We start from the raw sequence: 13565 nt of genomic DNA on the forward strand, positions 1-13565 counted from the left end.
TATGTATTTTAATTATTCCATATTTAATATTTTCTAAAAATAGAATTTTGTTTTTTTTTAAATAAACAATTTTTTTTATATTAGAATTATTATATATATCAATGTAGGAATATTTTTTATTTGTATATATTCCAAAAAAATTTTTATTTAAAAATAATAAAATTTTTTCTTTATCTTTATTTTCTATTATTTTACTATTTTTTATTATTTTATTATTTTTTATTTTTATTATTTTATTTATTTTATTAAAATTATTTAAATTATTTAAATTATTATTATTATTATTATTATTATTTAAGTTAAAAAATTTAAAAAACTTATTTAATAAATTATTATTATTGTTAAAATTGTTAAATAAATAATTGTTAAATAAATAATTTGAAAAATTATTATTAAAAAAAATATTAAAATAAAAAAGTTTTAAAAAAAAAAAAAAAATTTTAAAAAAAATTTTATTTTAATTTTACTCATTATATAAAATTTTAATTTTATATAATATTATTTAATTTTATTAATTTATTATTTAATTTTATATAATATTATAAAAAATATCATTAAATATTTTATATTTATATAAATATTTTATATTTATTTATATTTATTATTATATTTATTTTATTTATTATTAATTTATAATTATATTAATATTATTAATTATTATTTATTTTTTATTTATTTTTGTTTTTCTTTTAAAGAAACTATTTTATTAAAAATAAATTTTTTTTCTTTTATTTTACTATCTTTATCCAAACAAAAATATCCTATTCTTTTAAATTGAAATCTATACATAAATTTTGCTTTTTTTAAAAATGGTTCAGCATAAGCAGAATAAATTTTTAAAGAATTTTTATTAATATTTTTTAATATTTCTTCTTTATTATTAATATCTAAAATATTTTTATTAAATAATTTTTTAAAAATTCTTATTTTAATTGGTAAATATTCTTTAGTAGAAACCCAATGTATTGTACTTTTTACTTTATTTTTTTTATTTAATTTTTTTTTAACAATATTAAGATTAGAAAAACTATTATCAGATAAAGTATCTGGATAATATTTACAATAAACTTTTGTAAAATTACCTTTTTTATTTTTTTTATAAGAAATTGCTTTTATTATATAAGCATTTTTTAATCTTACCTTTTTTCCAATTTTTAAACGAAAAAAATTTTTTTTTAAAGAAAAATCTTTTTTTTCTATGTATATATATTTACAAAATGGAATTATTCTATTTTTATTTTTTTTTATATATAACAATTCTGTTTTATCATAATTATAATTAATTATAACCAATTTTAAAGGATTTATTACTACCATTACTTTAATAGATATTTTATTTAAATATTTTCTTACAATATTTTCTAATAAATAAAAAGGAATAATATTATTTCTTTTATTAAGTCCAATTAATTTACAAAAATCTATAATAGATTCTGAAGGATAACCTCTTCTCCTCATTCCAATAATAGTTAAAATTCTAGGATCATCCCATCCTTTTATAATTTTTTTTTCTATTAAAAAATTTAATATTCTTTTACTTAATATAGTATTTGTTAAATTTAATCTAGAAAATTCATATTGTTTAGGAATAATTTTTTTTTTATTAATATTATTAATTTCTTTAATATACCAATTATATAATGGTTTATGATTTTCAAATTCATTTGAACATATAGAATGAGAAATTTTTTCAATATAATCACATTGACCATGACTCCAATCATAAGTAGGATATATATTCCATTTATTTTTTGTTTTAAAATGTGATTTTTTAATAATTCTATACATAATAGGATCTCTTAAGTGCATATTAGGAGAATTCATATCTATTTTTGCTCTTAATACACAATATCCTTCTTTAAAAGTTCCTTTTTTCATTTCATTAAATAAAAATAAATTTTCTTCTATTTTTCTATTTCTATAAATACTTTTTATTCCTTTAATAAATGGAGTTTTTCTTTGTTCATTAATAATTTTTTGAGATTGATCATCAACATAAGCTTTTCCTATTTTAATAAGATAAATTGCAAAATCATACAATTTTTCAAAATAATCAGAAGAATAACATTCTTTTTTCCAATTAAAACCAAGCCATTTTATATCTTCTTTTATAGGTTTAATAAATTTTTTATAATTTTTATTTGGATCTGTATCATCAAATCTTAAATTAACAGGTACGTTATAATATTTTCCTAAATTAAAATTTAAAAAAATTGATTTTGCATGTCCTATATGTAAATATCCATTTGGTTCAGGTGGAAAACGAAATTTTAATTTTTTTTTTTTAAATCCTAATTTTAAATCATTTTCAATTATTTCTTGTATAAAATTTAATTTATTTTTATTATTCATAATAATTAATTTTAATAAAAAAAATATTAATATTTAGGTGATACCAATTTCATTTATTAGAAAAAATAAGGAAAAAATTTTAAATATTTTAAAAAAACGTAATTTTTATAAATTACATTTAATTGATAAAATATTATTTTTTGATTTAGAAAAAAAAAAAAAAAAAAAAAATAATTAAAGAAAAAAAATTAAAAATTAAAAAAATTTATAATAAATATAAAAATTATAAAGATATTTATATAAAAAAAATTAAAAAAAATAAAAAAGAAATTAAATTACTTAATGAAGAATTAAATAAAATAAAATTAAATATTTTTAATAAAATTATTAAACTTCCAAATATATTTGGAAATGAAAATGAAAATTATAATGAAAATGAAAATTATAATGAAAATAAAATAATATATGAAAAAAATTTTTTTTATCCATATAAAAAAAAATATTTTTCACATTTAGAAATAGGAAAAAAACTTAATATTTTAGATTTTGAAATTGGATCAAAAATTAGTGGTTCTGGTTTTCCAATTTTTATTGGAAAAGGAGCAAAATTAAAAAGAAGTTTAATACAATTTTTTTTAGATATGAATATTAAATGTGGATATAAAGAAATTTCTTTTCCATATCTTGTAAATGAAAAATCAGTTTTTTCTACAGGACAATTTCCTGATAAAGAAAATCAAATGTATTTTTTAAAAAAAGAAAAACTTTATTTAATTCCTACTGGAGAAGTTCCATTAATAAATTATTACCAAAATAAAATTTTATTAGAAAAATATTTACCAATAAAAAATACAACTTATACTTCTTGCTTTAGAAGAGAAGCAGGTTCTTATGGATCTAAAGTAAAAGGATTAAATAGAATTCATCAATTTGATAAAGTAGAAATTATACAAATTACAAAAAATAATTTATCTAATATAGCGTTAAAAGAAATGATAAATCATATAAAAAATATTTTAAATATTTTAAAAATTAAATTTAGAATAATTAAATTATGTAATAAAAATTTAGGTATTTCATCATATGAAACATATGATTTTGAAGTATATTCTTTATATCAAAAAAAATGGTTAGAAGTTAGTTCAGTTAGTAATTGTACAGAATATCAATCAAGAAGACTTAATTTAAAATATAAAAAAAATAATAAAAATTTTTTTTGTCATACTTTAAATGGTAGTTCTCTAGCTTTACCTAGATTAATTATTGCTTTATTAGAAAATAATTTAGAAAAATATAAAGATAAATGGATAGTTAATATACCTGATGTTTTAATTCCATATACAGGTTTTAATAAATTATAATACAGTTTTATATAATATTATAATATCATTTTTTCAAATGGAATTATAATATTATATCCTTTTTTATAAAAATAATTTTTCATTCCTTTTCTTTTAGAAACTAAAGCAAAATCTCCTCCCCAAGCTCCTAAACTTTTAACTATTCCTTGATAATTTTTAAAATATTTTTCTTTAATACATTTAATATTTAAAATTTTAGATATTTCTTTTTCATAAAGAAATAAAACATTTTCAAAAATATTTAATTTTTTAGTTTTTAAAATTTCTTTTGTAAAATTATTAAATAAATCAATTGGAATAATGTTATTTTTTTTTTTTAAAAAAAAAATAATTTCTTCTTCAGTATTTTTTTTTTTATTTAAATAAATAAAATATAATTTTTTTTTAAAAGGAGGATTAAAATATATAAAATTAATATTAGGTTTATTATTTTTTAAATTATATAATAAAGATGATCCATATAAAGAACAATAAACATCATAACCACTTCCATTAGAAATTTTTTTAAACAAATAATATAGATTAATTTTTGTCCATTTAGATATATTACAAATTAAAGTAGAACTACTCCCCAATCCCCAATTTAAAGGAAATTCTAGTATAGTTTTAATTTTTAATCCAATATTAAAAATAAATGGTTTAATTTTTTTAATTATTTTTAAAATATTTTGTATATATAATGCAATTTTTATATTACTACAATATAAAATATTTAAAGAAAAAAAATTAAAATATGCTTTAAAAAAAATTTCTTTTTTTTCATTAATACTTACCCAATAAAAATATTTATTATGATTTAATTTTTTTATTAATAAAAATTGTCCTTTTTTTGTTGGTAAAGCCAATCCTAATGCACCTTTTAGAAGTATATATTCTCCAGTAAGTAAAATTTTTCCATTACTATAAAAACAATAATCATACATATACGTAAAAAAAATTATTTACTTAATTAATGTAATAATAAAAATTAAATATAATAAATTAATGTAAAAATTAAATATAATTATGATAATAGATACACATGCCCATTTATATGATGAAGTTTATAATATAGATATAAGTAATGTTATTATTAGAGCTATAAAAGAAAATATTTGTAATTTTTTTTTACCATCTTTAAATATTTTTTCATTAAAAAATATTATACATATAGAAACTATGTATCCAGAAATATTATTTTCTATGATTGGAATACATCCTAATTATATTAATATTAAAAATATTTATAAAGAAATAGATATAATGAAAAAAATGGTTAATAAAAGACCATTTATTGCTATTGGAGAAATAGGAATTGATATTTTTAATTCAAAATCAAAAGAAAATATTAATTTACAAAAAAAAATATTTAAAATTCAAATAGAAATTGCAAAAGAAAAAAATTTACCTATTGTTATACATTCAAGAAATTCTATTGATATAGTATTAGATATATTAGAAAAAAATTATAATTCTATAAGTGGTGTAATACATTGTTTTACAGGAAATATAGATCAAGCAAAAAGAAGTATTAAAATTGGGTTAAAATTAGGTATTGGAGGAATATTATTTTATAATAAAAATTTGTATAAAATTATTAAAAAAATTGATTTAAATAATATAATTTTAGAAACAGATTGTCCTTATTTATCTCCTGTAAAAGGAAAAAGAAATGAACCATTTTTTTTAAAAAAAATTATAAAAGAAATTTCTAAAATTTCTTCATTACCTATTAATGAAATAATTAAAATTAACATTAATAATGTATTAAATACTTTTAATTTATATAAACCACTTTTTTATATATAATTTTTTTATAATGTTTATTTAATTTTATTTTACATTTTTAATTATATTTATAAAAAAATATATTTATAAAAAAAAATTTTAAGTGAAATATAAATATAAACGTTTATTACTAAAATTGAGTGGAGAAGCTTTAATGGGTAAAAAAAAATTCGGTATTGATAAAATTTATATAAATAGATATGCTGAAGAAATAAAAAAAATTGTTAATATAGGAATTCAAGTTGCTATTGTAATTGGAGGAGGAAATTTTTTTAGAGGATTAAAAATTAATTTTATTAATAGGATATATGGTGATTATATGGGTATGATGTCAACATTAATTAATAGTATAGCTTTAAAATCTTTTTTAGAAAATTTAGGTATAACGGTTATTTTACAAACACCTATGTCTATTGGACAAATATCAGAAAAATATAATATAAATAAATCAATTAAATATTTAAAAGAAGGTAATGTTGTAATTTTTCCATCAGGTATAGGAATACCTTATTTTACAACAGATACAGCTGCTATAATAAGAGGTTTAGAAATTAATGCTGATATTATTTTAAAAGGAACTAAAGTAGATGGTGTTTATAATATTGATCCTATTATATATAAAAATAAATATAAAAAAATTTATAATAATATTTCTTTTAAAAAAGCTTATAAAATTGGATTAAAATTTATGGATCAAACAGCATTTACATTAGGTCATGAAAATAATATTAAAATGATAATTTTTAATATAAATAAAAAAGGAAATCTTAAAAAAATTGTTTGTGGAGAAAAAATAGGTACAATTATTTATTAAAAATTAATAAATAAATTAAATAAAATAAATAATAAATAATTAATAAATAATATTAATAAAATTAAAATATAATTAAAATATAATTAATAAATATAATTAATAAAATTAAAATATAATTATAAAATAAAATATAAAATAATAATATAAATAAATAATAATAAAATATAAATAAAATAAAATATATATAATAAAATAATAAAATAATAAAATAATAAAATAATAAAATATATTATAAAATAAATGAATTTAAAAAATATAATTTATAATTGTGAAAAAAATATGATTTTTCATTTAGAAAAATTAAAAAAATTTTTTTCAGAATATAGAATAGATAAAGTTAATGAATCAATTTTTAAAAAAATTTTCTTAAGTGATAGAAATGTTTATCTTTTAAATATTTCTAGTTTAATTTTATTAGATTTTTTAACAGTAAAAATACAACCTTGGGAAAAAGATCCTAAATTATTTTCTAGTATAGAAAAAGCTATTATTGACGCTAATATAGATGCTTCAGTAACTAATAAAGGAGATTTTATAATAGTTAAATTTCCAAAAATAACAAAAGAAAAAAGAATAAAAATAGTAAATAATTTAAAATTAGAAGCTAATTTTACTAAAATAAAAATAAGAGAAATTAGAAAAAAAAATAATAATTTTTTAAGAAAAAAAATTAAATCATCAAAAGATGAAATAAAAAATTTAGAAAAAAAAATTCAGTTTTTAACAGATAAATATATTAAAGAAGTTGATAAATATTATATAAATAAAAAAAAAAAAATATTATTATAAAAAAAAACGTGATATTAACGTTATAACGTTTTATTTTATATTATTATTATAAAAAAACGTTATTATTTAAATAAATATTTATTTTTATTTATATATAGTATTTTAAAATAATTATTAAAAAATAAATATGTATGATAGAAATAAGTATTAAAAAATTAATATATAAAAAATTTTTTTTTTTAAATAAAACTGTAATAATAAAAGGTTGGATAAAATATTTTAGAAATAATAAATTTTTAATATTAAATGATGGATCTACTATAAAAAATTTACAAATAGTAATTACAGATATTTTATATAAAAAATATAAAAAAAATATTGGTAATTATGTTGCTGTATCAATTATAGGTGTAGTTAAAAAACAATTAAAATATAAAAAAGAAATAGAAATTATTTGTGAAAAAATTTTTTTTTATTCAAGTCCTTATAATATACAAAAAACTATTTTACAAAAAAAAACACATAACTTAGAAAAAGTTAGAGAACAATTACATTTAAGATTTTATACTAATTTTTTTTCTGCTGTTACTCGTATTAGACATTATATATCAATTTTTATACATAATTATTTTCATAAAAAAAATTTTTTTTATATTCACACTCCTATAATAACAAAAAATAATTCAGAAGGAACTGGAGATATGATAAAAGTAATAAACAATAAAAATAATAAAAATAATTGTTATTTATCTGTTTCTGGACAATTAGAAGCTGAAGCTGCTGCATTATCTTTAGGAAAAGTTTATACTTTTGGGCCTGTTTTTCGTGGAGAAAATTCTAATACTTTTAGACATTTATCAGAATTTTGGATGATTGAACCAGAAATTTCATTTTTTAATTTAGATGATATTATTGATTTTTCTGAAAAATTTTTAAAAAAAATTATAAAATTTATTATAAATAATTGTGAAGATGATTTAAACTTTTTATCAAAAAAATTAGAAGAAAAAAAAAAAGAAAATCTTTTTTTTAGATTAAAAAATATATTAAAAAATAAATTTTTAAAAATAAGTTATACTGATTCTATAAACATTCTTAAAAAAAATAATTTTTCAATATCTTGGGGAGAAGATTTACAATCTATACATGAACGATTTCTTGTAGAGAAATATTTTAAAAATACTTTAATTATTTATAATTATCCTAAAGAAATAAAACCATTTTACATGTTTTTAAATAATGATGAAAAAACTGTTAGAGCTATAGATATTTTATTTCCAAAAATAGGAGAAATTATAGGTGGTTCTCAAAGAGAAGATAGATATGATGTTTTATTAAATAACTTTAAAAAAAAATCTATAAATATAAATAAATTAAATTGGTATTTAGAAACAAGAATTTTTGGTAATTTACCTCATAGTGGATTTGGTTTAGGTTTTGATCGTCTTGTACAATTTATAACAGGAATGGATAATATAAGGGATGTAATTCCTTTTCCTATAACACCAAATTATTTTTATTAATGTTAAAACAAATTTTAAATAAAAAATTAAAAATAAAAATTTCTCCTAAACATATTCAATTAATGCAATTAATTCAATTACCATTATTAGATTTTGAAAAAAGAATTTTACAAGAATTAGAAAATAATCCTGTTTTAGAAGAAGAAACAAAAGAAAAAGAAATAGAAGAAAAAAAAGAATTAATTAATGATGAAGAAAAAATAAAAAATGATAATAATTTTTCAAATTATAAATATTTTTCAAATGAAAAAAATTTTAAAAAAAATTTTATAAATTTAAGTTATAATTATAGTTTTCAAGAATATTTAATTAATCAATTATTATTTTTTAAATTAAAAAAAAAAGATTTAGAAATAGCAAAATTTATTTTAGGAAATTTAGATGAAAATGGTTATTTAAAAAGAAATATTGATTTATTAGTAGATGATATTTTATTTTTTTTTGGTATAAAAACTAATAAAAAAAAAATAGAATTTATATTAAAAAAATATATACAAAAATTATATCCTATAGGAATTGGATGTAGAAATTTACAAGAATGTTTACTTTTACAAATTAAAAATTTATTTAAAAAAAAAATTAAAAAAAATTTTAATTTACTTAAATTAACTAAAAAAATTATAGAAAAAAAATTTGATTTTTTTTTAAAAAATAAATTATTAAAAATAAAAAATTTTTTTAATATTAATGAAGAAGAAATAAAAAATGCTTTTTTTTTTATAAAAAAATTAAATCCTAAACCAGGAAAAATTTATTATGATAATAATAATACACAACAAATTATTCCAGATTTTTTTTTATATATTAATGATAATAATACTTTAGATATTATTTTAAATAAAAAATATATACCTTCTTTAAAAATTTCAAATTTATATTTAAAAATTTTATACAAATATAAAAAAAAAGATGTTACTTATTTTATTAAAAATAAAATTAATTCTGCAAAATTTTTTATAGAATCTATAAAAAAAAGAGAAAAAATTTTATTAAAATCTATAAATGAAATAATTAATTATCAAAAAAAATTTTTTTTAACTGGTGATGAAAAAAATATTATTCCAATGACAATGAAAGATATATCAAAATTAGTAAAATTAGATATTTCTACAATATCTCGTGTTATAAATAAAAAATATATTTCTACTCCATATGGAATTTTTAATATTAAAAATTTTTTCTCTGAAAAAATTTTTAATAAAAAAGGAAAAGTAATTTCTACAATTACAATAAAAAAAGTATTAATTAATATTATTAATAAAGAAAATAAAAAAAATCCTTTTACTGATAAAGAATTATGTATTATTCTAAAAAAAAATGGATATCCTATTGCTAGAAGAACTGTTTCTAAATATAGAGAAAAATTAAATATTCCTATTTCTAGATTAAGAAAAATGTTATAATAACATTTAGGAGAAGTGGCTGAATGGATAAAGCTCATGATTGGAAATCATGTCACTTTAATTTAAGTGTTAGGGGTTCGAATCCCCTCTTCTCCGCTATTTATGAATTATATTAAAATATCATATGGATTTTTAAAAGGAAGAATATTTAATATTCCAAAAAATTGTTTTATAAAAATAACAACAAGTAAAGCTAAAATAGGTTTATTTAATATTTTAAATAATTATGTTATTTGGGAAAATTTAAATGTTTTAGATCTTTTTTGTGGTTCAGGAAATATAAGTTATGAATTTATTTCAAGAGGAGTAAATAAAGTTGACGCTGTTGATATAAATTATAATTTAATAAAAAATATATTTTTTATTTCTAATAAGTTTAAAATAAAAAATAAAATTAATTTGTTTTGTTCAGATGTTTTTTTGTTTTTAAAAAAAAATAAAAAAAAATATAATATAATTTTTATGGATCCTCCATTTAATATTTCTTTTGAAGAATTACAAAAATTATTAGAAAAATGTTTATCATTTTTATTTAATAATGGATTTTTAATTATAGAAAATTCTATAAAAAATAATAATTTTATTTATAAACATAATAATTATTGTATGACTAGAAAATATGGAAAAATATATTTTAATTTTTTAATTAATAAAAAAAAATATTAAATTCTAAAAAATATTAAATTTTAAAAAAAAATTTTAATTTTTTTAAAAAAAATTAAATAATTAAATAAAAAAAATTAAAATATAATAATTAAAAAAAAATTAAAAATATAATAATTAATTAAAATAAAATATAATAAATAATAAAAATAAATAATAAAAAAATGATATGATATGATAAAATCTGATAATAATAATAATAATAATAATAATAAATATTATAATAATTTATATAATAAAGATAAACATTATACTAATACAGATACAGATAATACAAATAATAATACAAATAATACAGATAATACAGAATATCAAGATCAAGATTTAAATAAACAAGATTTAAATAAATCTATTAAAGAAAAAAATTCTATTATAAATAATCAAGATCAAGATTTAAATAAACAAGATTTAAATAAATCTATTAAAGAAAAAAATTCTATTATAAATAATCAAGATCAAGATTTAAATAAACAAGATTTAAATAAATCTATTAAAGAAAAAAATTCTATTATAAATAATCAAGATCAAGATTTAAATAAACAAGATTTAAATAAATCTATTAAAGAAAAAAATTCTATTATAAATAATCAAGATCAAGATTTAAATAAACAAGATTTAAATAAATCTATTAAAGAAAAAAATTCTATTATAAATAATCAAGATCAAGATTTAAATAAAAATGTGTTTAAAAAATATGAATTATTAGGAAAAGAAAATTATTTATCAAAAGAATATAAAAATATATATATAAAAACTATTCCAAAAATACTAGAATTTAATATATATAAAGGAAAAATTATTAATAAATTTGAAAAAGAAGTAATAGTAGATATAGGTTTTAAATCAGAAGGAGTTATTTCTTCTAATGAATTAGGTAAAAAATTATTTAATAATTTAAAAATAGGAGATACAATAGAAGTAATGTTGAGAAAAAAAGATTATAGAGGACAATGCCTTTTATCATATAAACAAGCAAAAATTATAAAAAATTGGGAAAAAATTAATAAATATTATGAATTAGGAGAAATTGTAATGGGATTAGTTGTTGCTAGAACAAAAGGTGGATTAATTGTTGTTGTTTTTGATATAGAATGTTTTTTACCTGGATCTCATATTGATGTAAAACCAGTAAAAAATTATGATATTTATATTAATAAAACAATAGAAGTAAAAATTGTAAAAATTAATAAAAAAACAAAAAATGTAGTTGTTTCACATAAAATATTAATTGAAAAAGATATAGAAGAACAAAAAATAGAATTAATTTCTAAATTAGAAAAAGGACAAGTTGTAGAAGGAAAAGTAAAAAATATTACTAATTATGGAGCTTTTATAGATTTAGGTGGTGTAGATGCATTACTTCATATAACTGATATAAGTTGGAAAAGAATAGAACATCCATCTGAAGTATTAAAATTAGATCAAATAATAAATTTAGTAGTTTTAGTAATAGATAAAGAAAAAAATAGAGTACAACTTGGATTAAAACAATTAACACCTCATCCATGGACTACGTTAGATAATAATAATATTAAAGTTGGGTCTAAAGTTAAAGGAATAGTAACTGTTTTATCAGATTATGGAGCTTTTGTTGAAATTAGTCCAGGAATAGAAGGTTTAATACATGTAAGTGAACTTTCTTGGTATTCTGATTTACAATCAGCACAAGATTTTGTTAAAATAGGCCAAGAAGTAGAAGTAATTATTTTATCTATAGATAAAAAAGAAAGAAAAATTTCTTTAAGTATTAAACAATTAACTAATGATCCTTGGATTTATATAGAAAAAAAATATATTATAGGGTCTAAACATATTGTAAAAATAAAAAAAGTTACAAATTTTGGTTTATTTGTTGAATTAGCTTATAATATAAGAGGTTTAATTAAAAATGTAGATTTATCATGGAATAATAAAAATGTAATATTTAATAAAAATGATAAAATAGAAGTTATTGTTATTGGAATAGATAATAAATATCATAGAATTAAACTAGGTTGTAAACAATTAATGAAAGAGAAAAAATCTTTTGAATTTTATAAAAAACTATTTAATATAGGAGAAATATATACTGGTACTATTATTAAAAAAAATGATAATGATTATTCAGAAATATTATTAGAAGATAAAGAAAAAAACATTATATTAGTTTATTCTAAATTAAATAATAATATAAAAAATATAGGAGAAAAAGAAAAATTTACTATAAAAGAATATAAAAATATTGATAATAAAATTATTGTAAATCATTATAATAATTATTCTACTATAGATAAATCTAAATCTAAATATAAATCTAAATCTAAATATAAATCTAAATATAATAATAAATCTAAATATAAATCTTCTAGTATATATAATAAATTAGGGTCTACTTTAGGAGGAGAATTAAATGAATTATTAAAATTAAAATATAAAATGGAAAAACAAAAAAAATATAAAAAAAAAAATGAAAAAAATAATAATAAAAATGATAAAAATAAAAAAGATGGACCTAGAAACAAAAGAAGTGAAATTAATGTGCTAGGCTGATGAGTTAGCAATTTCAGTAAGAGCTAAAGACCCACATGAACTAACGACCCTAGTTAACGAAACCTTATAAGGTTGACTCTTTGCTGAAAAGGCACGAACTGCAAATGGATCGCAATAAATTTCAGGCTATAATTCTAGGTAATAAAAGAATCAATATCAAAATTGTCTTTGAAGTTGGTGACTCCTCCATAAGACCCGAAGGTGAAGTAAAATACCTCGGCATTATTCTAGACAAAAGATCAAGTATGTCAAAACATAATAACTACTCCTGCTTAAAGACAGAAAGAACGGCTAAAGCCCTTAATGCCATAATGTCCAACATAGATAGACCCTCGGAGTCGAAATGTAGAACCTTTGATCATAATGTATTCACATAATTCTCTACGGAGTTCCGGTATGGGTTAAGTCTATGAATTTAACTATTAACAGAAAAAGACTCAAAGGGGTCTCCCCTTCACATATGCAGGGGGTACAGGACAATATC

At 15.9% G+C, this 13565-nt stretch carries 11 protein-coding genes and 1 tRNA gene; 10 read left to right on the top strand and 2 right to left on the bottom strand.

The features are described from left to right. Nucleotides 1-672: 672 nt before the first annotated feature. Nucleotides 673-2352: a glutamine--tRNA ligase gene (gene glnS, locus KHQ18_RS01370; RefSeq protein WP_212113345.1), complete on the bottom strand. Its 1680-nt coding sequence runs from the start codon at nucleotides 2350-2352 to the stop codon at nucleotides 673-675. Between the two features lie 37 nt (nucleotides 2353-2389). Between glnS and KHQ18_RS01770 the strand changes: the two genes are divergently transcribed. After that, on the top strand, nucleotides 2390-2530 hold the full coding sequence (locus KHQ18_RS01770; protein WP_320412024.1) for a hypothetical protein: 141 nt from the start codon (nucleotides 2390-2392) through the stop codon (nucleotides 2528-2530). A gap of 25 nt (nucleotides 2531-2555) precedes the next feature. Further along, a complete protein-coding gene (gene serS / locus KHQ18_RS01375; protein ID WP_320412026.1) occupies nucleotides 2556-3653 on the top strand; it encodes a serine--tRNA ligase in 1098 nt (365 codons plus the stop codon). A 17-nt stretch (nucleotides 3654-3670) separates the two neighbouring features. Here the strand turns inward: serS and KHQ18_RS01380 are convergent, their stop codons facing one another. Further along, on the bottom strand, nucleotides 3671-4576 hold the full coding sequence (locus KHQ18_RS01380) for a GYDIA family GHMP kinase (protein ID WP_212113346.1): 906 nt from the start codon (nucleotides 4574-4576) through the stop codon (nucleotides 3671-3673). Nucleotides 4577-4658: 82 nt separating this feature from the next. On the opposite strand from KHQ18_RS01380, the gene KHQ18_RS01385 reads away from it, so the two are divergent. The 8 genes from KHQ18_RS01385 (at nucleotide 4659) to KHQ18_RS01420 (ending at nucleotide 13081) form a co-directional block, all read left to right on the top strand. Then, nucleotides 4659-5441, top strand: coding sequence for a TatD family hydrolase (locus tag KHQ18_RS01385; protein WP_212113347.1), 783 nt, complete (start codon nucleotides 4659-4661; stop codon nucleotides 5439-5441). Between the two features lie 82 nt (nucleotides 5442-5523). Then, entirely contained in the window at nucleotides 5524-6234 is a 711-nt protein-coding gene (pyrH, locus tag KHQ18_RS01390; protein WP_320412025.1) for a UMP kinase, read from the top strand. Nucleotides 6235-6474: 240 nt separating this feature from the next. Beyond that, nucleotides 6475-7023, top strand: a complete 549-nt coding sequence (locus tag KHQ18_RS01395; RefSeq protein ID WP_212113348.1) for a ribosome-recycling factor — start codon at nucleotides 6475-6477, stop codon at nucleotides 7021-7023. 131 nt (nucleotides 7024-7154) lie between these two features. Beyond that, nucleotides 7155-8486 carry an asparagine--tRNA ligase gene (gene asnS / locus KHQ18_RS01400; protein WP_212113349.1) on the top strand — a complete coding sequence of 444 codons (1332 nt, stop codon included), beginning with the start codon at nucleotides 7155-7157 and terminating at the stop codon, nucleotides 8484-8486. After that, the gene (rpoN, locus tag KHQ18_RS01405) at nucleotides 8486-9889 is read left to right on the top strand and encodes an RNA polymerase factor sigma-54 (RefSeq protein WP_212113350.1); all 1404 of its coding nucleotides are present in this window, start codon (nucleotides 8486-8488) and stop codon (nucleotides 9887-9889) included. The genes asnS and rpoN overlap by 1 nt, the downstream gene beginning before the upstream one ends. Before the next feature lie 9 nt (nucleotides 9890-9898). Beyond that, nucleotides 9899-9985: transfer RNA gene (locus tag KHQ18_RS01410), tRNA-Ser, on the top strand. Further along, a complete protein-coding gene (locus KHQ18_RS01415; RefSeq protein WP_212113351.1) occupies nucleotides 9956-10555 on the top strand; it encodes an RsmD family RNA methyltransferase in 600 nt (199 codons plus the stop codon). Before KHQ18_RS01410 ends, KHQ18_RS01415 begins: the two co-directional genes overlap by 30 nt. Before the next feature lie 171 nt (nucleotides 10556-10726). After that, a complete protein-coding gene (locus KHQ18_RS01420) occupies nucleotides 10727-13081 on the top strand; it encodes a S1 RNA-binding domain-containing protein (protein WP_213016787.1) in 2355 nt (784 codons plus the stop codon). The last annotated feature ends 484 nt before the right edge of the window (nucleotides 13082-13565 follow it).

It is taken from the genome of Candidatus Shikimatogenerans silvanidophilus (assembly GCF_018200315.1).
Taxonomy (GTDB): Bacteria; Bacteroidota; Bacteroidia; order Flavobacteriales; family Blattabacteriaceae; genus Shikimatogenerans_A; species Shikimatogenerans_A silvanidophilus.